The 21,302-nt window shown below is 47.5% G+C and carries 17 protein-coding genes and 3 tRNA genes; 15 read left to right on the forward strand and 5 right to left on the reverse strand.

Annotation, left to right across the window (positions count from 1 at the left end):
* Positions 1 to 42: 42 nt before the first annotated feature.
* The gene (locus H8710_RS03440; RefSeq protein WP_249294005.1) at positions 43 to 678 is read left to right on the forward strand and encodes a GyrI-like domain-containing protein; all 636 of its coding nucleotides are present in this window, start codon (positions 43 to 45) and stop codon (positions 676 to 678) included.
* A 41-nt stretch (positions 679 to 719) separates the two neighbouring features.
* Here H8710_RS03440 and H8710_RS03445 read toward each other — a convergent pair whose 3' ends face one another.
* From H8710_RS03445 to H8710_RS03455, 3 genes are all read right to left on the reverse strand, one after another.
* The gene (locus H8710_RS03445) at positions 720 to 1,481 is read right to left on the reverse strand and encodes an SDR family NAD(P)-dependent oxidoreductase (protein ID WP_249294006.1); all 762 of its coding nucleotides are present in this window, start codon (positions 1,479 to 1,481) and stop codon (positions 720 to 722) included.
* Between the two features lie 284 nt (positions 1,482 to 1,765).
* Positions 1,766 to 1,856: transfer RNA gene (locus H8710_RS03450), tRNA-Ser, on the reverse strand.
* A gap of 121 nt (positions 1,857 to 1,977) precedes the next feature.
* Positions 1,978 to 2,715: an N-acetylmuramoyl-L-alanine amidase gene (locus tag H8710_RS03455; protein WP_249294007.1), complete on the reverse strand. Its 738-nt coding sequence runs from the start codon at positions 2,713 to 2,715 to the stop codon at positions 1,978 to 1,980.
* Positions 2,716 to 2,962: 247 nt separating this feature from the next.
* Here H8710_RS03455 and H8710_RS03460 point away from each other — a divergent pair.
* The 13 genes from H8710_RS03460 to H8710_RS03520 all read left to right on the forward strand — a co-directional run bounded on the left by H8710_RS03460 (position 2,963) and on the right by H8710_RS03520 (position 18,957).
* Positions 2,963 to 3,047: transfer RNA gene (locus H8710_RS03460), tRNA-Leu, on the forward strand.
* A 3-nt stretch (positions 3,048 to 3,050) separates the two neighbouring features.
* Positions 3,051 to 3,135: transfer RNA gene (locus H8710_RS03465), tRNA-Leu, on the forward strand.
* A 109-nt stretch (positions 3,136 to 3,244) separates the two neighbouring features.
* Positions 3,245 to 3,748, forward strand: a complete 504-nt coding sequence (locus H8710_RS03470) for a BglII/BstYI family type II restriction endonuclease (protein ID WP_249294008.1) — start codon at positions 3,245 to 3,247, stop codon at positions 3,746 to 3,748.
* Positions 3,749 to 4,299: 551 nt separating this feature from the next.
* On the forward strand, positions 4,300 to 6,888 hold the full coding sequence (locus H8710_RS03475) for an EAL domain-containing protein (protein ID WP_249294009.1): 2,589 nt from the start codon (positions 4,300 to 4,302) through the stop codon (positions 6,886 to 6,888).
* 168 nt (positions 6,889 to 7,056) lie between these two features.
* The gene (locus tag H8710_RS03480) at positions 7,057 to 7,431 is read left to right on the forward strand and encodes an Hpt domain-containing protein (protein WP_249294010.1); all 375 of its coding nucleotides are present in this window, start codon (positions 7,057 to 7,059) and stop codon (positions 7,429 to 7,431) included.
* The gene (locus H8710_RS03485; RefSeq protein ID WP_249294011.1) at positions 7,424 to 12,067 is read left to right on the forward strand and encodes a PAS domain-containing protein; all 4,644 of its coding nucleotides are present in this window, start codon (positions 7,424 to 7,426) and stop codon (positions 12,065 to 12,067) included. Before H8710_RS03480 ends, H8710_RS03485 begins: the two co-directional genes overlap by 8 nt.
* Positions 12,068 to 12,238: 171 nt before the next feature.
* Positions 12,239 to 12,907 carry a manganese catalase family protein gene (locus H8710_RS03490; RefSeq protein WP_249294012.1) on the forward strand — a complete coding sequence of 223 codons (669 nt, stop codon included), beginning with the start codon at positions 12,239 to 12,241 and terminating at the stop codon, positions 12,905 to 12,907.
* A 143-nt stretch (positions 12,908 to 13,050) separates the two neighbouring features.
* On the forward strand, positions 13,051 to 13,644 hold the full coding sequence (locus H8710_RS03495) for an HdeD family acid-resistance protein (RefSeq protein WP_249294013.1): 594 nt from the start codon (positions 13,051 to 13,053) through the stop codon (positions 13,642 to 13,644).
* A 308-nt stretch (positions 13,645 to 13,952) separates the two neighbouring features.
* Complete coding sequence (locus H8710_RS03500; RefSeq protein ID WP_249294014.1) at positions 13,953 to 14,249, forward strand: DUF3892 domain-containing protein; 297 nt, start codon at positions 13,953 to 13,955, stop codon at positions 14,247 to 14,249.
* 194 nt (positions 14,250 to 14,443) lie between these two features.
* Positions 14,444 to 16,027: a ClC family H(+)/Cl(-) exchange transporter gene (locus tag H8710_RS03505; protein ID WP_249294015.1), complete on the forward strand. Its 1,584-nt coding sequence runs from the start codon at positions 14,444 to 14,446 to the stop codon at positions 16,025 to 16,027.
* Positions 16,028 to 16,061: 34 nt separating this feature from the next.
* Positions 16,062 to 16,763 (forward strand): hypothetical protein, encoded by a 702-nt coding sequence (locus H8710_RS03510; RefSeq protein WP_249294016.1) that lies wholly within the window; start codon positions 16,062 to 16,064, stop codon positions 16,761 to 16,763.
* Positions 16,764 to 16,777: 14 nt separating this feature from the next.
* On the forward strand, positions 16,778 to 17,476 hold the full coding sequence (locus H8710_RS03515) for a YoaK family protein (protein ID WP_249294017.1): 699 nt from the start codon (positions 16,778 to 16,780) through the stop codon (positions 17,474 to 17,476).
* Between the two features lie 176 nt (positions 17,477 to 17,652).
* Positions 17,653 to 18,957 (forward strand): MFS transporter, encoded by a 1,305-nt coding sequence (locus tag H8710_RS03520; protein WP_249294018.1) that lies wholly within the window; start codon positions 17,653 to 17,655, stop codon positions 18,955 to 18,957.
* 80 nt (positions 18,958 to 19,037) lie between these two features.
* On the opposite strand, the gene H8710_RS03525 is transcribed toward H8710_RS03520, so the two are convergent.
* Entirely contained in the window at positions 19,038 to 19,961 is a 924-nt protein-coding gene (locus H8710_RS03525) for a S1 RNA-binding domain-containing protein (RefSeq protein ID WP_249294019.1), read from the reverse strand.
* A gap of 389 nt (positions 19,962 to 20,350) precedes the next feature.
* Here H8710_RS03525 and H8710_RS03530 point away from each other — a divergent pair, with 389 nt between their 5' ends.
* Positions 20,351 to 20,794 carry a pyridoxamine 5'-phosphate oxidase family protein gene (locus H8710_RS03530; RefSeq protein ID WP_346727083.1) on the forward strand — a complete coding sequence of 148 codons (444 nt, stop codon included), beginning with the start codon at positions 20,351 to 20,353 and terminating at the stop codon, positions 20,792 to 20,794.
* A gap of 80 nt (positions 20,795 to 20,874) precedes the next feature.
* Here the strand turns inward: H8710_RS03530 and H8710_RS03535 are convergent, their stop codons facing one another.
* Positions 20,875 to 21,288 carry a DUF3795 domain-containing protein gene (locus H8710_RS03535; RefSeq protein ID WP_249294020.1) on the reverse strand — a complete coding sequence of 138 codons (414 nt, stop codon included), beginning with the start codon at positions 21,286 to 21,288 and terminating at the stop codon, positions 20,875 to 20,877.
* Between the last annotated feature and the right edge of the window lie 14 nt (positions 21,289 to 21,302).

Below are 21,302 nucleotides of genomic sequence, written 5' to 3' on the forward strand. Positions count from 1 at the left end.
AATTTCCTTCCCCTAAAATGGACGAAAGTAGAGGTGCCTATTATGCCGTTTGATTACAAGAAAGAGTATAAAGATTTGTACCAGCCCAAACAAACTCCCTCTATCATCGAGGTACCGGAAATCGTTTTTGTGGGTGTGGAAGGGAAGGGCAATCCAAACGATGAAAATGGCCCATATGCGGCCGCTATGTCAGTCCTGTACAGTATTTCCTATACCATCAAAATGAGCCATATGGGGAGCTTCGCCATCGACGGCTATTTTCCCTATGTAGTTCCGCCGCTGGAAGGGTTCTGGTGGATGGAAAACGGCACTCCTGGTGTGGATTATGGCAATAAGAACGGATTTTGCTGGTTTTCCATGATCCGACTGCCGGAGTTTGTGACACAAGAGGTTTTCGATTGGGCGAAGGAAGAGTCAGCAGCCAAGAAAAAGCTGGACACCAGTAAGGCTCAGTTTCTGCGTTTCCAGGAGGGCCTATGCGTCCAGTGCCTCCACCAAGGCCCCTATGACGATGAACCTGCTACCGTGGAGATGATGGAAAAATACGTTTTGGAAAACGATTATTTCGTCGATTTGAGCGGAACTCGCCGTCACCATGAAATCTATCTCAGCGATCCCCGCCGAACTGCTTCTGAAAAGCTCAAAACCGTCATCCGGATTCCAATTAAAAAAAGATAACAAAAGCCCCATGGCCAAATAGGTCATGGGGCTTTTCAACTCTAAATGCAGGGCATTTCATTTCCGCCGCAGACGGGGAGATACACCCCTGTGATGTACGAGGCCAGGTCTGACGCCAGAAACAGCACAGCGTTAGCAATGTCCTGGTCGGTGCCCCGGCGTTTTAAAGGGACGCTCTGGACGTAGCCACTGTCATCAAGAGGATTTTTCCGTTCATTGTCGCTGTACGTCCAACCGGGAGCGACTTCGTTCACAGTAATGCCATATGCCCCTACTTCTTTTGCCAGAACTTTCAAAATTCCATCCATTCCTCGTTTGGCTGAAGCGTAGGCCGACTGGGTCGGCCACATCTGCATAGCGCATTCAGTGTTGATGCCGATAAACCGTCCTTCCCGGCGTTCCTGCATGGCGGGGATAAAAGCCTTCGCCATATTGACATTGTGGAGGACGCAGCTTTTAAACTGGCTCACGTAGTCTTCGATAGGTTGTTCCAGTACAGTTTTCCAGTCATACTGCACCACCGCGGAGTCCACGACGATATGAGGATCTCCTAATTGTTGCCGAATGGTGTTTCGCATATCCAGGACGTTTGTAAGGTCAGTTACATCAGCCTTCACGGCAATCGAACGCACGCCGAGGCTTCGTATTTCCGACGCTATCTCTTCTGCTTTGGTCCGGTTGCCAAAATAATGGACAGCAATATCGGCTCCTGCTTGGGCCAACGTGCGTGCCATGACCCTGCCCAATTGACCTGATGCACCGGTAATTACGGCTATTTTTCCTGTTAAATCAATATTTACCATCTTTGGACTCTCCCTTTTGCGGCGATTTTAGCACCTCTGACACCAAATATAGTGGTATATAAATATAATGCAAATAATAGTGGGAACAAGTTTTAGAAAACCATCATATATACAGTATAAATCAGATTGATATAAAAGTGAACAAAAAAGTACGGCCGTCACAGCCCAATAAAATTACAGGACTTTATTCTAGCCGCTGAAGCGTATAAATCGCTTCAGCGATAAATTTATGATACTGTTATAAAAAAGAGCCTGAACGTCAACCGCGTCCAGACTCAATTTGATGGCGGAGACGGTGGGATTCGAACCCACGGACGGGGTTAACCGTCAAACGATTTCGAGTCGTTCTCGTTATGACCACTTCGATACGTCTCCACAATAAAATTCTACCGAAAGCTTGACCGGCAGAATGTGATTATTATATCATAAAAGAAAAGGAATGTCAAAATGTTTTTTGAGCATTCCTTTTCATAAATAATATGAGTATGGCAGCCCGCTAGACAGTAATATAATCTGCCGACGCGTAACCGACAATACCGTTATATCCAACCACATACCAATCTCCAGTACGGGAATAGACCGTCACGGTCGCGCCGTTGGGAATACTGCCCTTGATCGGTGCGGAGGTGCTGGGTTTGCTGCGGATATTGAGGCCGGTTCCTGACGTCCTTACAGTACCCTGACGGATCTGCTCAGGCCAAATAAACGGAATCCCGAAATACTCTGTTAAGGAAAGTACCACATTTGCAGCTATTTCATCCAGATTATTTTTAATCCAGTTGGCGTCATCAGGATTGTCGTGATAGGCAAATTCAACCAGCACGGAAGGTACCCTGGGCTGCCGTACTTCGCCCAATCGGGTGGTAGGAACCGCTCTGACACGATCAGGGAGGGGATACACTCTCTTGAGGTTATTAGCGATAATGTCTGCCAGACGCTTTCCATTTGTACTTGTGGGGTAATAGTAAACATCAGTGCCTCGTATTGTTCCGTATCGGCCTTCCGGAGCAGCATTGGAATGCAGAGCTAGATGCAGATCATAGTTACCGGCGTTGGATGCGCGTATGGATGAGGCGGCGGTCATGTCGGGCGTGTTTCGAGTAAACTGGATGCCGCTGGACAATAGATAGGGAATCATTGCGTCCGCGAGTTCATTCATCCAGTATTCTTCGGTCCCGCCGTTAACATACAGATTATTTTCCTGAGTAGACGGGCTGAGATAAATTCTGGGCAAAGGTAACGCCCCTTTCTGTTCGTTTTCCGGTTCTGCAGCGGTTTTTACAATGAAGAGATTAACCCTTGTTGTGATAAAACCGCGCAGGCCGGTTCTATACAGTTTATGATGAAAGAAGAAAAGGGTGAACTATCCAGGATTTTTTCACTTTTGTCGAGAAAAAACATTTTTATTTGAAAAAATGCTTGACAATCAAATTTCTCTTTGCTATAATACTAAATGTTCCGTTTGGAACAGATAATGGCATGCAGATGTGGTGGAATGGCAGACACGCTACCTTGAGGTGGTAGTGAGCTACGCTCGTGTGGGTTCAAGTCCCGTCATCTGCACCATATGCGGATATGGTGGAATTGGCAGACACGCATGATTCAGGTTCATGTGCTGAGAGGCATGCAGGTTCAAGTCCTGTTATCCGCACCATAGGTGGGCTTTATATGGCTCACCTATTTTTGTTTTTATAAGGCCCCATCTTTTTCCTCAAAATATGGTATAATTTATCTATATTTTAATAATAAGGAGATGGTACCCAATGGCCATACGCCTTAAAAAATATTCCTTTAGGTTTTCAGAAGAACTGTTTAATAGTAGGCTTGCCCTTAAGTCAGAAATCGAACAAATTCTATATGCCGCATGCACTGATTTGTCGAGGTTAAATCGAACAGAATTTAACAGGATCTTAAACGATTTATTTTTAGAACAAGGATGGGAAGGGCAACCGAGGGTATCCCCAGATATGAAAGCATACAGCAAATTTGATTTTTTAAAGGAGAGGATAGCTGTTGAAGTTCAATTTGGACACGCTTCTTTTTTAGGAACTGATTTACTTAAATTTCAGATGGCTTCCTACTCAAATTTAGACCTTATTGACTTTGGCGTGTATATTACAACTACAAAAGCAATGCAAAAGTTTTTATCTGATCAATATGGACATAATTGGGCTGGGTCACTTAACTTTGAAAAAGTCGAAAAATATCTTCCCTATTTTAAAAGTGCCATACAGGTTCCTATATATGTAATTGGAATTGATGCTTAATCAGTTAACAAATTACGATTTTGCATTGTTTTGGATCGAATATAATACTTATACTCTAATCGGCTTGAGTACCCATAAAGGGTACTCTTTTTTATTGGGCAACAAGTATGACGAGGAAAAACAATTGTTATTAGATAATATTTGGCATTCAAGTGTCAAGCAGGTTAAATAATGGCCTATCATAGTCGTATTTTATGTTTTTCACAACGGCTCCGGTAAAAGAGCCTTTTAAAAAATTGATATTTTAACAGTGCTATTTCTGCTGACTTCGTTTTGATATACAGAATATTGATACGAATCACTTTCAATTTAGCAAAGATAGGCTTAATTTTGATTGCTTTATGAGAAATCTCATGGTACAATAAAGCTGATTATATAAACACGACAACTGTTTTGACATGTCGGCATATCCTTGCGGTTTATTAGCAACAATGGAGATTTGCTCGTATGTCTTTGCAATAAAATATTGCACTATGGTGAAGATCGAGATGAGAATCAATACGGTTCTGCAGATAATGGGGATTGGTCGTATAACAAAGAGGAGTGAGGTTATGTTTTCACAGAAAAAGATTTTGGTTGTGGAAGACAATATGCTCAATCGAAATCTACTGTGTCAAATTTTAGCGTCAGACTATGATGTCATGGAGGCCGAAAACGGACAGGAAGCGCTTGATATACTAAAGCAATACGGCGAGGGAATTTCGCTCATTCTTCTCGATATTGTTATGCCGGTTATGGATGGCTATACCTTTCTTTCTATTGTAAAAGCAGACCCTGCTTATTCTTCTATTCCAGTGATTGTAACCACGCAAAACGACGCTGAATCAGATGAGGTCGCTGCGCTTTCTCACGGCGCGACTGATTTTGTGGCTAAGCCTTATAAACCCCAGATTATTCTGCATAGAGTGGCGGGTATTATCAACCTGAGAGAGACCGCTGCAATGATTAATCTCATTCAGTACGATCGGCTCACAGGGCTTTACAGTAAGGAGTTTTTTTATCAGCGTGTCAAGGAAATCCTTCTGCGTAATCCAAACAAACAGTATGATATTATCTGCTCTGACATTGAAAATTTTAAGCTGATAAACGATGTCTTCGGCATTCCGACAGGAGATCGTCTGCTCTGTGGTATTGCAGATATATACCGCCAAAAGCTGGGTGATAAAGGAATATGCGGCCGGATGAATTCCGACCAATTCGCCTGTCTGTTAGAGCGGAGAGAAGACTATAACAATAGGATGTTTATAGAGGCAAGCCAGCAGATCAACGAAATACTGGATGTTAGGAATATTGTGCTGAAATGGGGAGTCTACTCCATCGAGAACCGCACGATTTCTGTTGAACAGATGTGTGACAGGGCACTGTTGGCGGCCCGAGGAATCAAAGGACAGTATGGAAAATATTTTGCAGAATACGATGACGCCCTGCGGGATCAGCTCCTAAGGGATCAGGCCATTACAAACAGCATGGAATCTGCTTTGGCGCAAAATCAGTTTGAGATATATTTACAGCCTAAATATCGAATCTGGGATGAAAGTTTGGCCGGCGCTGAAGCGCTGGTGAGGTGGAACCACCCAGAATGGGGGTTTCAGAGTCCTGCCCAGTTTATCCCGTTGTTTGAAAAAAACGGCTTTATCACCAAACTTGACCAATATGTTTGGGACAAAGCCTGTGCAGTCCTTCGCGACTGGGACGATCGTGGACTTCCATCTATTTCTGTTTCAGTGAACGTGTCGAGGGCGGATATCTACAATGCGGACCTGGCCCAAATACTGATGAAAACAGTACAGAAATATAACCTGCCGCCTTCGAGGCTTCATCTCGAGATTACTGAGAGTGCTTACACCGAGAACCCTAAGCAGATCATTGATACGGTGGGACATCTGCGGGACCTGGGCTTTATCATTGAGATGGATGATTTTGGAAGCGGATACTCATCCCTCAATATGCTTAACGAAATGCCCATAGACGTGTTAAAGCTGGATATGAAGTTCATTCAAAATGAAATGGCAAAGACCAATAGTCAGGGGATTTTACAGTTCATCATCAATCTGGCCCGCTGGATGCATTTGACCGTGGTGGCAGAGGGAGTAGAGACAAAAGATCAACTGGTCCGCCTCCGGGAAATCGGCTGTGATTATGTGCAGGGATATTACTTTGCAAAACCCATGCCCCGTAATGCATTTGAAGTACTTTTTTCGGAAAAACGTCAGCTGGAACAGGATTTGGACGAGAAAACACTTCAGTCTTTAAAGGAACCTCCAATTCTTCTGATAGCTGACGAGGATAAAAATTACCGGCAAGAAGTGAAAGCGGCTTTTGGAAATCAGTATCGAATCCAGGAGGAAGATACTTGCGAAGAAGCTCTCGAATACATAAAAAATCATAAAAATGTTGCTGTATTTATCCTAAGTTTGACATCGGCAAAAATGGATGGATTTTCTGTCCTGAAAACCATTCAGGAAAATAAAGCGTTGTGGAATATTCCGGTCATTGTCACCGCTTTGCCAGACGCGGAGTTGGAGCGACAGGCGCTTGATCTGGGGGCAGATGACTTTATCTGCAAGCCCCATTTTATGCAGAGTCTAATGAAAAGGATTCAGCATGTGGTCAGCGCTGCAGTGAACCAGGAAAAAACACGGTTGCTTCAAGACGCGGCTTACAAGGATCATCTAACCGGTGTTTTAAACCGCAGAGGGATGGAATCGGCTCTGAAAACTCTCGGAAACAGTGATTTGCCTTTGGCGGTTTATGCTTTCGATTTAGACAATTTGAAGATTTGCAACGATACCAGCGGACATGCGAAAGGAGATCGGGTGTTGGCTCGGTTTGGAGAGATATTATGCTCCTATACGCGGGAGAAGGACATTTTGGCCCGCATAGGAGGAGATGAATTTATCGCCATCGTTAAGCAGATTCCCTCTGAAAAAACCGCTAAGAAAAAAGGCGAAGAAATTTGTGCGGCGGCTCAAGTCAGCGGCAGAGAAAACGGGACATTTATCTCCTGTTCTGCCGGTGTTGCGATGATGGAGAGCTGCGATTGCATTTTGGATGCAATGGAGCGTGCAGACAAGGCACTCTATCATGCCAAAAAAACGACAAAAGGCAGTTGCTGCCTGTGGACGTCACAAATTAAGTGAGCCTTTCATTTCTTTGGCATCGAATGGCTGCATAAAACCGGCCCATATCCATTTGTTTAAATAACGGCTACTCCTTTCAGAAAAACAGGCGAAGGGGGCGATGCTGTCCGAATAAAGGCTGAATGAGCCGTACCTTATTGACTTTGTTTTCGGAAAGGGGTTTCCAATATGGGAGATTTTAAAGAAATTTTTGAGGCATATGGTGCGGATTATCAGAGTACGATGGCGCGCTTTATGGGAAACGAAAAAACCTATCTTCGATTTCTCGATATGCTGTTTCAGGACGATAATTTGCAAAAATTGGGAGAAGCGCTTCGCATGGGGGATATGACAGGCGCTTTTGAAGCGGCACACACTCTTAAAGGGGTAGCGGCCAACATGGGACTTGCACCTTTGCATGAGGCTGTCTGCCAAATCGTAGAGCCGCTCCGCACCAAGGAGCAACGGAACGATTATTTACAGATGCACCAGAAAATTCAGGATGAATTTGAGCGTGCCGACACTCTTCGCAACGAGCTTAAGGAGGCTGGGGACAATGCGTGACGCTTCTCTGTCCCTAGACCAAATGGAGGCGCTGCTGGACAATGCTCCGGTGGCCATATACGTTTCTTCCGCCGACGATATGGAACTGCTTTACGCAAATCCTATGGCGAAGAGTCTGTTTCTGCGGAAGTCCGATGTTTCGAAGCTCACCTGTTATCAGGCAGCGGGCTATGATGAGCCATGTCCGTTTTGTCACACGGCAGAAATGGGCTGGGATAAGCTTTGGGTACGCGAATTTCATCACCCAGGCAATGGCCGAGTTTATCAGCTTAGCGGGAAACTGCTCAATTGGGGTGAACAAGCCGCACACATCGAATATATTGTTGATATTACCGAACGGAAAAGAGAAGAAGAGCGGTCACGGGAAATAAAAGAGAGCTTGCAGGCGACTTTCAGCAATGTGCCCTGCGGCTTGTGCGTCTATTGCTTTGACGGAGAGCGGATTTCTCCTGTTTTTCACAATCCGGCTTTCTATGAAATGATGGGATATTCCGATGAAAGCATTCAGCAAATCGAGCAGCAAACCAACTATTTGGGGGTGCATCCAGAGGATCTTGAGAAGTTACAGGAAAAAATCCAGCGGCTCATCCGAGAGGGCAGGATTTTGCAGCATACCTACCGGGTTTGGAACGATAAAAAACAAGAATACCGCTGGATTCATCTGGAGGGTTCTGTCAAACTCCAGCAAGATGGAGCCAAGCTGATTTATGGCGTCTACAGCGATTTCAACGAACAGGTGCGGCTGGAGAAAGAGCTGACTGATGCCAATGAAAAGATGCAGGATATTGTCAACGCCATTCCCGGCGGAGTTGCGATTTATAAGGTTACAGATATTTTTAAAACTGTTTATTTTTCCGACGGAGTACCGGAACTTACCGGATATTCGCCAGAAGAATACCGTGACCTTATCAAGCGAGACGCAGTCGAGATGGTTTACTGGGAAGATGCCGCCATGGTGGTTTCCAAAGCCCAGGAAGTGATTCAGACTCACAAAGTCGTGAAGCTCGAGTTTCGTAAGCAGCATCGGAACGGGAATATCGTTTGGGTTCGCGCTCAGGTGAAGTGGATCGGGGAGGAAGACGGTTGCCCGCTGCTTCACTGTGTTTTTCACAACATCTCTGACCTAAAGGAAGCCCAGCTTGAGATGGACCATTTGGTCAATTCCATACCGGGCGGCATCGCCAGTTACCGGGTGGAGGGCGAACGGTTCATTCCCACCTATTTTTCTGACGGTGTTGTGGCTCTTTCCGGTCATACCAGAGAAGATTATACGAAAATCTTTTCAGATAACGCCCTTGATATGGTTTATGAACCGGACAGAGAACGGGTGCTCAAAGCCACATTAAAAGCGCTTCAAAACGGAGAGGTGTTGGATGTCTCCTACCGGATGCGCCACAAGGATGGAAATCTTATTTGGATTCACCTTAACGGATGCCGTATGGGACCATTGGCCGAGACGATGAAGTTTTACGCTGTTTTTACCGGCATGTCGGCGGAAACCAGATTGTTTCAGAGTATTGCAAATGAAACGGCTGATGCCATTTATGTCATCGGAAAAGAAAATTACGATCTGCTGTACGCCAATGAATCCAAAGCCCTGTTCAATCAGGGACAAAGCTGCCTGGGCCAAAAATGTTACATGGCGCTTCATGGAAAAAACGCTCCCTGTTCTTTTTGTACCTTGTCGGAACACGCTGCTGACGGGCAGGAGCACCAGATGTTGGTGGATGGGACAAGCCGATTTTACAGCACTCGATTTCGGGAAACCGAGTGGAACGGTATACCGGCTTATGTCAAGTATGTCCGCGACATCACCGAAGAGGTGGAGACCCGCAAGGAAAAAGATCGGCTGGAGCAGTATTTCCAAAGCGTGTTGAAAAATTTGCCCGGCGGCGTTGTGGTGGTTCGATGTGAAGCGGGCGGCAGGATGGTGCCTGAATTTTTGTCGGATGGATATATCGCTATGCTTGGGGACGCTCCGGAAAACGGCGAGGATCTTTACAATCATGACATTCTGGACAATGTTTGTCCAGACGACAGGCAGGAAGTCAGAGAGCAGATGGCGGAGTTTATTGCAAGCGGAGAGAGCCATTGTGAAATCGTCTGCCGGATGCAGAAAAAAGACGGTACTTTCTGCTGGGTTCAAAACACCCTGTCTTTGATTCAAAGCGAAGAGGGAGAACTTCGTGTCTATGCCGTTTATAACGACATTACAAAAGAGCGGGAAAAGCAGGAGTATATCAGGCAGCAGTATAATGACCTGATTTTGCAGCACTACCGTACGCCGGGACCGGATGCAGTGGTATTGGGACACTGCAATATTACAAAAAACAGGATTATTGATATTATTGACTACACCCATTCCGACTTGCTTGATACCTTCGGCTCTGAAAGGGAATCTTTCTTTACCGGACTTTCCACTCTTGTCGTCGATCCCGAGGAGCGGAAACGCTTTCTTGAGATGTATCTCAACAGGCCTGCTCTGGAAGCATTTATGAGGGGGGATCTGGAGCGGCGGATGCGTTGCTTTATCAGAGTTCCCCGGGAATCTAAGGGCAGGTATGTACAGATTAAAATGAATCTGGTGTCCACGCCTGATACGGGGGATGTGACTGGTATCTTGACAGTCACCGACATTACCGAGCAAACCATTACCGACCGGATTCTATACCAGCTTTCTGTCACCGGTTACGATGTGGTGGCCGATGTGGATCTTTTTAAAGACAGTTATGCTATCGTCTCCTGTAACGAGGAGGCTAGTTTTCTCCCTCCACGTGAAGGGTGCTACTCCCAGTGGATTTCTTATGTTGAGCGTGAAAGGATTGTGCCTCGGGATAAAGCACAGTATCACAAAAAGCTTGCGCCGGATTATATGAAAAAACGGCTGACGGAACGGGGGCCCTACACCTTTGCCTTTTCTCTTGCGGACGAAAGAGACGATATACGAACCAAAAATATGACAGTTTCCGCCATCGACCTTCGTCTTGGGAGAATTTGTCTGTCGCGGACCGATATTACCGAATCTATCCGGGAACAGCAGGGACTACTCCGCGTAATTGCCTATACTTTTGAGTTGGCGGCATTTGTCGATGTGGGCAGTCGGCGGCTGACCCTCTATACCCGGGAATCGGTGCTGGAAAACTTGCCGCCCAATATTGTAGAAAACTATGATAACCATATTATGTACTTCGTGGACCAGTATGGAGCGGAAGATGGACGGGAAGAAGCCCGCAGACAGTTTAATATTCAGACGATACTCTCCTTATTGGAAGAAAAGCCGGATGGATACGACTTTTTATTCTCCTATCGCGGTGAAAATGGTGAGCGGTATAAGCAGATCAACGTTTTGTGGGGCGACGTGAACCATAAAACCCTTTGCCTCGTCCGCGCGGACGTTACCGATATGCTGGCCGCGGAGAGACAATCGAAAAAAGCGCTGGAAGACGCGCTGGCGTTTGCAGAGGATGCCAATCAGGCGAAAAGTGATTTTCTTTCCGCCATGAGCCACGACATCCGAACGCCGATGAATGCCATTATGGGCATGACGGCGTTGGCTGTTGCTCATATAGATGACCAAAACCGAGTATCGGACTGTCTGCAGAAAATTTCCATCTCCTCAAAGCATCTATTGAGCCTTATAAACGACGTTTTGGATATGAGTAAAATTGAACGCTCGAATATAAAACTCAATCGGATGAAGGTATGCCTGCCCCAGATGCTGGATCAGCTGTCGGATATGATGGCACCGCAGGCGAGAGCATCAGGACTCCAATTTCGTATTCGAATGAAAGGAATTGCAACCGAATATTTTTATGGCGATTCCTTACGTACCAATCAAATTTTTATCAATCTTTTGAGCAATGCTATAAAGTTTACGCCGGAAGGCGGCAGTGTCGATTTCCTGGCCCAACAGATTGAGCCAGTCGAAAATCCACTGCATGTCAGATACCGGTTTATAGTCAGCGATACGGGCATCGGCATGACAAAGGAATTCCTCGCCCACGTTTTCGATCCTTTTTGCCGCAGCGACAATGCTGCCCGTATTGAGGGAACAGGGTTGGGCCTCAGTATCACCAAGGGCCTCGTTGATTTGATGCGGGGCAATATTTCAGTCAAGAGCGAGATTAAAAAAGGGACTGTTTTTCAAGTGGAACTGGAGTATGAGCCGGCATCGCCGGAAGAATGCTCTCGGGCGGAGAAAAGCAGAGCTGAATCCGCTGGCCCTGCCGGAGAAATGTTGTTTGCGGGCCGCCGGTTCCTGGTGGCGGAGGACAACGCCATTAATGCGGAAATCCTCAGTGAATTGTTGCGAATGTATGGCGGAGAATCGGTGGTGACTGTCGACGGCGCACAGGCAGTGAAGGTGTTCCAGACAGCTGCACCGGGAACCTACGACGGCATCCTGATGGACATCCAGATGCCGAGAATGAATGGTTATGAGGCCACCAGAGCCATTCGAGAACTCGACCGTCCAGACGCGGGGACAATCCCCATTGTCGCCATGACTGCCAATGCTTTTGCAGAGGATATTCAGGCTTCCTTAGAGGCGGGAATGGATGCCCATATCGCCAAGCCTCTTGATGTGGAGATGCTAAAAAATACCTTGAATAGGGTACTGGCTGGAAAGTCTAAATAAACCTATTCAAAAAATTCAATTATTGTACTATTTGGATACTAAATTGGATTTGAAAAGAAGGATTGTTTTCAAAACAACCCTTCTTTTTCTTTTTCTCAAGCTTGCCCTAAAAATATGAATAGTTATTTTTCTTTTCGTACAAACTATAGGAAAACGAAAGGAGATTACACAATGTTTAAACATGAAAAGCAATTATTCCATCCCGTGGGAGTGGAAAAACCTAATCCTCAGTATGCAGCTCTGCTCCAGGAACAGCTGGGCGGAGCAAATGGAGAGCTGAAAGCGGCTTTACAGTATATGTCCCAGAGCTTCCGCATCAAGGATCCTGAAATTAAGGATTTGTTTCTTGATATTGCGGCAGAAGAACTAGGCCATCTGGAAATGGTCGCCCAAACTATCAACCTGTTAAATGGCCATGATGTGGAGGCAGCTGCCGTCAAATCGGGAGAGATCGAGTCCCATGTTCTTTTGGGGCTCAATCCCGGCTTAATCAATGCCTCTGGTTATTCTTGGACGGGGGATTACGTGACAGTCACCGGCGATTTGTGTGCCGATTTACTGTCCGATATTGCATCGGAACAGCGGGCAAAAGTCGTTTACGAATATCTCTACCGACAGATCGAAGATAAAAAAGTACGGGAAACCATCGACTTTTTGCTCAACCGGGAGGAAGCCCATAACGCCATGTTCCGAGAAGCCTTCAATAAAGTGCAGGACACCGGTTCAAACCGGGATTTCGGTACCACCAAGGCGGCAAAAATGTATTTCAGCATGTCAAATCCTTCTCCAGAATCCAGTTTCAAAGATGTCAAAGTCACCCCGCCGTCATTTCACCAGTAGATTAAAACTTTATACACTTTTAAAGCAGTGTCAAAATTTTGGACACTGCCTTTTTTCTGTCTATTGCTGTAGGACGGGCAAAGGAATATGATAATACCAGACAGAAGATCTGATGGGATTATACATCGAAAGGAGTCGGTTTTATGCTGAAAATAGAAGCAAACTTTGACTTTGCCAAGGAATTTGCGGAAAAGTGGAACCAAAAACTGAAATCGGTGCGAATTTTTAGTTTTGTCCTAAGTATTTTCATGATTGTCTGTGGCGTGTTGTGCGTGATTTTTCCGGTTCAGGCGGTGCTGGCGGCTGAAATTTTAGCAGCAGTCGTCATCATTACATTGGGCGTTTACGAAATAATCGATTATTTTTGTGAACCAGGCTTTCTGCGCCAGCCTATGAGTTTGATAGGCGGTGTCCTCAACCTGATTATCGGTATTTTGCTGATTTTTTCGCCGTCTCAGGTTACTATTTCCACGTTTGCCTTTTTGTTTGGAATCCTGCTAATGGTTTTCGGCGTGGATAAAATCACCTTCGCCCACCGGCTCAACTTTTTTACTGCGACGAATTATAGCTGGGTGGTTGCCAGCGGTATCCTTAATATTTTGGCAGCGATTGCTTTTATCGTCGTTCCTCTCGCATCCACGGTGGTGCTAAATTATATTGTCGCTGCATACCTCTTTGTAGGCGGAATAACATTGTTTATCGAGGCAGTGTCGATAAAAAGCTTTAAAGTAAAGTAAAAAGCTCACAAAAGACAGGCCTCTGCAACAAACTGCTTCAGAGTCTGTTTTGATATACAGAAGTGTTATATATAAAAAATGCTGGGGGCCGCGGTGACATTAACCGCGGCCCCCAGCTGTGCTGAAATATAACACATATCTTCTAAATTTCAACCCACGCATCATTTTTATGCGACAGTTGCTACTATAGCATAATTAAGTGAAAATTGCAACTAAAAAATATTTTTTAAGAAGATATTGTTTAAATTATAGTTGTGTGCTATACTTGTACAAATTGACACAGCGACAGTAGAAAGGATGAAGATGACATGAAAAGAAAGAATAGCGGGATGCTCGTAAAGAAGATCAAAATGAAGCCAGGATGCTTGCACTCCAACAGCTTATCGGATATTCAGGAGATTTTTTTGACCGGCTGCCTGGACGAGCGGTTTTATTTTTCTGGGACGATTTGCGGAATTGTCAAGACAAATCCTGGTTCTGTTCAGGTGGACATTGAATCCTTTCCTGATGTGATGGCCGTTTCAGATGCAAATGGCCGCGAATATATTTGTTCACAGCCTGATGATTCAGGGGTGGATTTTTTGCTGCGTTTGCCCCGGGAATAACGGATAAACAGAAAAAGACGGGATTTTGTCCCGTCTTTTTTTATGTGCTGAGAGCAGGTTGCCCATAAAACGGATGGCTTAAGGGGCGATGTTTGGTGCGGGCGCTCTTTGCAAAGCGGCACTTTTATGGTACAATTGGTTTGTTCATCATATAGATACAAATTGTTTGCAAATAAAACGCTGGAGGGAAGAAAATGGCGCAGAACCATTCCATTTCAAAGACACTGGAGCGGTTTCGCAGCTTTCGGTACACCCTGGTGCTGGAAGGGGTGGCCGTGGGCGCTCTGAGCGGATTCGTCATCGTACTGTTCCGGCTAATTCTGGAACACGCCGATATGCTGCTTAAAGGGGCGCTTGAATACGGGAAGGAGAACGCCTGGTTTATTCCGGTATGGCTTTGCATCTTGGCAGCGTTTTCCTATCTGGTTTACCGGCTCGTCAAATGGGAGCCGATGATTTCCGGCAGCGGCATCCCCCAGGTGGAAGGGGAGATGGAAGGAAAGCTGAGCCAGAATTGGTGGAAAGTGCTGGTTGCCAAATGCGCCGGCGGCATCCTGTCCATTGGAAGCGGGCTGTCCCTCGGCCGGGAGGGTCCCAGCATCCAGCTGGGCGCCATGGCGGCCAAGGGATTTTCCCGCCTGACGAAACGGATCAAGACGGAAGAGCGGCTTTTGATGACCTGCGGGGCAAGTGCCGGGCTCGCAGCAGCCTTCAACGCGCCTTTTGCAGGTGTTCTGTTCAGCTTGGAGGAAGTCCATAAAAATTTTTCGCCAGAGGTACTGCTCTCTACCATGGCGTCGTCCATTACAGCGGACTTTATCGCCCGAAACGTCTTTGGGCTGGCGCCGGTATTCTCCTTTCATGTACCTCAAATGATGCCGCTGTCCCAGTACGGCCATGTGATTTTTCTGGGAATCCTCCTGGGGTTGTTGGGCGTTGTATACAACCTATTTATAGGCGCCTCGCAGAAGCTATATGCCAAAATCAAGTGGGAGCCACTGAGGTTGCTGATTCCGTTTGTCTGCGCTGGGGCGCTGGGGTTTACGCTGCCTGAGGTATTGGGCGGCGGGCATCCGCTGGCGCTGAAAATTGCTGAAGGAAAGTTCGCGCTCTCGATGTTATGCTTGATTTTCGCTGTAAAATTTCTATTTTCCATGGTGAGCTTTGGATCCGGGGCACCGGGGGGCATATTTCTGCCTTTGCTCGTCATGGGAGCCATGATTGGGAGCGTCTATTACGGAGGAGTAGGGGCTGTGAATCTGGTGCCCGACGGACTGCTCAGCAATTTTCTCATTCTGGGCATGGCGGGCTATTTTTCCGCCATCGTGCGTGCGCCCATCACCGGCATCATCCTCATCAGCGAGATGACGGGGTCCTTTAACCACCTGCTGACCCTCACCATCGTGTCTCTGTTCGCCTACCTGGTCCCCGATCTGCTCAAATGCCGACCGATTTACGATTCGCTGCTCCGGCGGCTGCTCGAAAAGCAGAAACCTGGAGCACAGCCGGAGCCTACCGGAGAAAAGGTGCTCATCGACTGCGTGATTTCCCACGGTTCCGCAGCGGAAAACCGGACGGTGGCGGACGTCGTTTGGCCGGAGCACTGCCTGGTGGTGTCGGTGATGCGCGGGGAAGAGGAGCTGGTGCCCAAGGGGAACACTGCTTTACGGGCAGGAGACCGAATCATCCTTCTCTGTGATGAAAATTTTGCTTCCGAGACTCATCTGACGCTGGAACACCAGTGCCGTATGGTGCGGTTGGAGCAAGAAGGCCGGTAGTAGAGTTGCTGAAATACGACAGGAGGAAAATAACTTGGGAACGGAAGTCATTGCCGCCCGCGCCATGAACGGGCTTTATATCATCCTTGATATCCTATTTTTGCTGTTCTTGCTGGGGACGCTTCTTTGGACCAGGCGGTTTCAGGCGGCCATTGTAGGACTGTTGGGCGGAATTCTCTATTTTATCGTGGATTACGGCGGATTTTACTGTCTCTTACAAACCAGGGTGGTAAATGGGGCCGATCCGCTGTGGTTTTTGCTCTGGCTCTCCATGAGCTACGGATTTACGAACTTCGTCTGGATTTGGCTGTGGCTGGACCGAGACAAACGGGCGCTGGAGTGGTCACTGCTCATCGTTTCCGGCTGGCTGACGACAGCTTTGCTCAGCCAAAATTTCGGAGCAGGGTTTCCGGCCATCTCTATCTCCCGTGGCACCGCCGATTACCATGGCATTATGGCGCTGATGCTTTTTGTGGGATACGCCATCCTCTGTATACACAATATCCGCAGAGGCCCGAAGGAAAAAATCGACATCAAGTGGATTCTCGCCACCGGCGTCTTAGTACAGTTCGGGTGGGAGTTTGTGTTGCTCATTACAGGAATTCGAAACGTGAGCCTACAGACTCTTCTGGTCAACTCCCTGCTGGAGACCAATATGGGACTTCCGTATCTATACTTTATCCACCGGACGGTGAACCGCCGATGGCGGGAGGATTTGACCCGAATATCGACATAATCGGAGAGATTTTTATGAAAAAAATCAAAGGACAGATGTCAGAATCTTTTCTGCTGGGCTCCATGCTGGCGATAGTGGGAGGATTTTTAGACGCCTACACTTATCTTCTGCGGGGTGGCGTTTTTGCAAACGCCCAGACTGGCAACATGGTTCTGCTGGGCGTCAGCGCGGTGGAGGGGCATTTTTTAAAGGCGCTTTATTACCTGATTCCCATCGGGGCCTTTGCCTTGGGGGTCGTTGCGGCGGAGGCGGTGCGGTATCGGTTCCGAAACCATCCCCGTATCCACTGGCGGCAGATCGTGGTGGCGGCGGAGTTTTTTCTCCTGCTGGGAGCGGCTTTTGTGCCTCAAGGGGATTTCGACGTAGCGGTGAATATTGCCGTTTCCTTTATGTGTGCCATGCAGGTGGAGAGCTTCCGTAAGGTTAACGGCAACGCTTTTGCCTCCACTATGTGTACCGGAAACCTCCGCAGTGCCACCGAGCGGCTTTGGCGCTATCATCTGACCGGCGATCAGTCTGAGCGTGACAGGGGCGTTCAATACCTGCTTATTATCCTCTTTTTTATTGTTGGGGCGGCGGCTGGGTCGTGGCTTTCCGGACTCTGGGGAGTGAAGGCGGTTTTATTTTGCTGTGTGCTACTGGCAGTGGCCTTCGGGGTGATGTTTGTCAAGGAGGATGTGCCGGGGATCGAAGAAGAGCGGAAAAAAGGATAGAGTTGTACCGCCGGGGATTTGCCCCGCGGACAATGGAGGAACGATGATGAAACTCTGTATTGACAAAGCTCCATGCAAGGTCTGATGTGGACGAACTCGCATGGAGCATTGAATTAATTTCGTCCCAAAAGGACTTTGCATTTTTATTTCATTAAATAAAAAGGAGCAAAGTCATCATGAATTCATTGAAAACAACCGTCAAAGAGCTCCACAGCTTTTTGATTTTGTGGCTGACCCAGTCTTTTTCCTCCTTGGGCAGCTCCATGACCAATTTTGCCTTGGTGATTTGGTCGTATCAGCAGCAGGGCTCTGCTTTGCAGACCGCTATGCTCTCCATCTGTTCCTACGCGCCCTATATTGTCATGAGCATTTTTGCGGGGGTGTTGAGCGACCGGTGGAGCAAAAAAGCCACCATGCTGGTCTGCGACAGCTTCGCGGCGGCTTGCACCGTTTCTGTGCTTTTGCTGCTGCAAACCGGCCATCTGGAGGTGTGGCATCTTTACTGTCTAAACGCTTTAAACGGACTGATGAACACCTTTCAGCAGCCTGCGGCCGACGTGACGACCAGCATCCTCACCCCCAAAAAGCATTTTCAAAAGGTGGGTGGGCTCCGCTCGTTTTCGAGTTCCTTGCAGACGGTGCTGACTCCGGTGCTGGCGACGGCGCTGTTGGCTTTTACGGGTATCCAGACGGTGATCGTCTTCGACCTGCTGACATTCGGTGCGGCTTTCGTGTCGTTGCTATTTTTCGTAAAGATACCGGAGAAAGCCGGGGGAGGGAGTCAGCGCGAACCGGTGCTGCGCTCGGCTAAAAGCGGCCTTCAGTACCTGAAGCATAACCGGGGTATTCTCGATTTGATTCTGTTTTTGGCGGCCATCAATCTGACGGCATCGGTTTACAACGCAGCTCTGCCTGCCATGGTTTTGTCCCGGCAGGGAGGAGGCGAGACGGCGCTGGGCATCGTCAATACCGTCACAGGGATCGCCATGCTTATTGGAAGCATCCTTGTTTCGGTGCTGCCCGCCCCGAAAAGCCGGGTGCGGACCATCTGCAATGCACTGCTTTTTTCGATGAGTACCGAAAATTTCTTTCTGGCGCTGGGTAAGGGGCTTCCTCTTTGGTGTGCCGGCGCGGTTTTAGGCTGGATTGCCATCCCTATTATGAGCGCCAACATGGACGTGGTGCTCAGAAGCACCATTCCGATTGAAATGCAGGGACGGGTCTATTCTGCCCGCAATACGCTGCAGTTTTTTACCATTCCCATCGGTTATCTCCTGGGGGGATTATTGGTGGACAACGTGATGGAGCCTTTTATGGCCACTCAAATCGGAGGACCGCTGACAGCGCTTTTCGGTAGCGGAAAAGGTGCCGGTGCGGCATTTTTGTTCTTTATTCTCGGGCTAATGGGAATTGTGACCTGTCTTGTCTTTCGGAAGGATTCCCATATCTGGCAGCTGGAAAAAGAGAACGATTTACAATGACCACCAGGAAGCTGATTTGGGCATGTCTCAAGGGCTATGACGAAAAAAGACGGACTGTAACTCAGTCCGTCTTTTGCTGTTTATTCGTCAAATACCGTTTCGATGAGCTTTTCACTCTGGACGGGGGAGTAAATCCAATGGGAAAGGTGTCCTTTATCTATGTAGTAGCGGAGGGGCGGCAGGGGTATCTCCTCGTCAAAGGCGTCTACGATGATGAGCTTTACCTTCATTTTGTCAGGGATCATGCTTTTGATGTAGACACTGGCCTGCTGGCCCGGGTGGACTCCGGCTTTCAGCTCAGCGAGTCCCGCAAGATTGGGGGCGAGCTCGACAAAGATGCCGTAGTCCTCCACTGAGCGGATGACACCGCTGACGGTTTCGCCGGGTTCGTACTGGGAAACGTTTTCCTCCCAGGTGCCGAGAAGCTCTTTATGAGTGAGCGAAATGCGGTTTCCTTCGATGCTTTTTACTACGGCCCGGATGTTCTCACCCACGTAAAACCGGTCTTTGGGGTGGGAGATCCTCGAGACTGAGATCATGTCAATGGGAATGAGAGAGACGATGCCGCATCCGATGTCCACAAAGGCACCAAACTGCTCTAAGTGAGTCACCCGGGCGGGGATGATGTCGCCGGGCCGGAGATTCGCGAGGAATTTTTCCTGGCACTCCAGCTGAGCTTTTCTCCGAGAGAGGACGGCCACCGTTTTGCCGTAACAGTCCCGCTCAAAAGCAGTGATTTTGAAGCAGACCGGCTTGTTGACCCGCGAGATAATGGCAATGTCCCGGGTGGTGCCCTCGGCGATGCCGATGGCGGCTTCTTCCCGGGGAATGACCCCTTTGATGACGCCTAAATCGACAATAAGATTATGGCTTCCCTCGCAGACCACTGCCCGGGCTTCCAGCGTCCGTGACTCTGCCATTGCCTCATACAGGGTGTTCAGATTTTCAAAATAGCGTTTGTTTTCTTCGCTTTCACAAAGCAGCCCTTCCGGCAGAAATTTCATACTCAGCACCTCATCTTTTATCCCTTGCAGATAAAATTCCTTTCTTTGATGTTCATTTTTTACATCGGGACAATGCATATGGCTTTTCTTTTCATCTTATGCAAGCGAAAATTCATCGTTCTTTGACCGCTTGCGCCGTTTTGTGCAAGCGCCGCCTGAAAGTGAGGCAATCGCATCCTCTCCAGTTGAATTTCGCATCAGCGTTACATCCTATGAAAAAATTGGAAAGATTATGCGGAGTGTCGTCAGGGGGAACGGCGTGTTTCAAAAAAACTTCTTAAGCAATAGGAAACGGCTTGACCGACGAAGTCAAACATGCTAGTATGAAAGGCATAATTCATGGACTCAATCAAATGTTTATAACTCTTTAAAAAGGAGGGGAACCGACCGTGGAAGAAAACATATCATTGGAGGCGCGGAAAATCATGACGGAACGTTTTGGCCATGATGCGCTGCTTTCAATTGCGACTGTAGATGAGGGCAAGCCATATGTTCGGATTGTCAACAGCTATTATGAAAATGGGGCGTTTTACACGGTAACTCACAGGCTGACCAACAAGATGAAGCATATCGCGAAGAACCCTGTGGTGGCGGTTTGCGGGGAATGGTTTACAGGGCACGGCATCGGGCAAAACCTAGGCTGCGTTTGTGATAAGCGCAATGAGAAGCTCGCCCAAAAGCTGAGAGCCGTGTTTTTTGAATGGTACGGCAGCGGCCATACGGATGAAAGCGACCCAAACACTTGTATCCTGCGAATTCAGCTGACGGATGGCGTTCTTTTTCAAAATGGAAGGAAATATGAGATTGATTTTGCTGTCGATGAAGCAAAATGAGAACGGCGTGTACGCGGTGCTGATAAACTGAACAGGGAGGCCGCTTTTAGACGGCCTCCCTGTTTTTCCAAAAAGAATTCTTAATCTATTTTTAGTTGGCATTCGCTGCAAATTTTGTCGTGCATGGAAATGATTCCTCCGCATTTCGGACAGCTGTATCTTTCTTTCTGTTTTTCCATGAACGACTTGACACCATGACGCTTTACAAACTCGCTGTTTCCGATCAGGCTTGTCTGGTATCTCATATTATAACTTTTTTCCAGGTTATCGATCAGCTTGCAGGGGAAGCTGGAGCATTGATAACAATGCGTCACTCCTTTGCTTTTGACACAATTTTTTATCCTGCATTTACGACAGTGTTCGGGTTTGCCCACATCGCTGATCAAGCAGCCGGGACAGGGATTTTTATGAAAGCAATGCCGGTAGCAGACCTTGCAGTTCATTCCACAGGGAGCAAATAAATTGATTTCAATAGCGTCTTTTGGCATTTGCATTTTTATCCCTCCTA

This window comes from Fumia xinanensis (assembly GCF_014384905.1).
In the GTDB taxonomy this organism is placed as follows: domain Bacteria; phylum Bacillota; class Clostridia; order Oscillospirales; family Ruminococcaceae; genus Fumia; species Fumia xinanensis.

Bases quoted from the DNA above. Each gene is read 5' to 3' on its own strand.
- H8710_RS03440 (WP_249294005.1), top strand. From the start codon at position 43: ATGCCGTTTGATTACAAGAAAGAGTATAAAGATTTGTACCAGCCCAAA.
- H8710_RS03445 (WP_249294006.1), bottom strand. From the start codon at position 1,481: ATGGTAAATATTGATTTAACAGGAAAAATAGCCGTAATTACCGGTGCA.
- H8710_RS03470 (WP_249294008.1), top strand. From the start codon at position 3,245: ATGGCCATACGCCTTAAAAAATATTCCTTTAGGTTTTCAGAAGAACTG.
- H8710_RS03475 (WP_249294009.1), top strand. From the start codon at position 4,300: ATGTTTTCACAGAAAAAGATTTTGGTTGTGGAAGACAATATGCTCAAT.
- H8710_RS03480 (WP_249294010.1), top strand. From the start codon at position 7,057: ATGGGAGATTTTAAAGAAATTTTTGAGGCATATGGTGCGGATTATCAG.
- H8710_RS03485 (WP_249294011.1), top strand. From the start codon at position 7,424: ATGCGTGACGCTTCTCTGTCCCTAGACCAAATGGAGGCGCTGCTGGAC.
- H8710_RS03490 (WP_249294012.1), top strand. From the start codon at position 12,239: ATGTTTAAACATGAAAAGCAATTATTCCATCCCGTGGGAGTGGAAAAA.
- H8710_RS03495 (WP_249294013.1), top strand. From the start codon at position 13,051: ATGCTGAAAATAGAAGCAAACTTTGACTTTGCCAAGGAATTTGCGGAA.
- H8710_RS03500 (WP_249294014.1), top strand. From the start codon at position 13,953: ATGAAAAGAAAGAATAGCGGGATGCTCGTAAAGAAGATCAAAATGAAG.
- H8710_RS03505 (WP_249294015.1), top strand. From the start codon at position 14,444: ATGGCGCAGAACCATTCCATTTCAAAGACACTGGAGCGGTTTCGCAGC.
- H8710_RS03515 (WP_249294017.1), top strand. From the start codon at position 16,778: ATGAAAAAAATCAAAGGACAGATGTCAGAATCTTTTCTGCTGGGCTCC.
- H8710_RS03520 (WP_249294018.1), top strand. From the start codon at position 17,653: ATGAATTCATTGAAAACAACCGTCAAAGAGCTCCACAGCTTTTTGATT.
- H8710_RS03525 (WP_249294019.1), bottom strand. From the start codon at position 19,961: ATGAAATTTCTGCCGGAAGGGCTGCTTTGTGAAAGCGAAGAAAACAAA.
- H8710_RS03535 (WP_249294020.1), bottom strand. From the start codon at position 21,288: ATGCAAATGCCAAAAGACGCTATTGAAATCAATTTATTTGCTCCCTGT.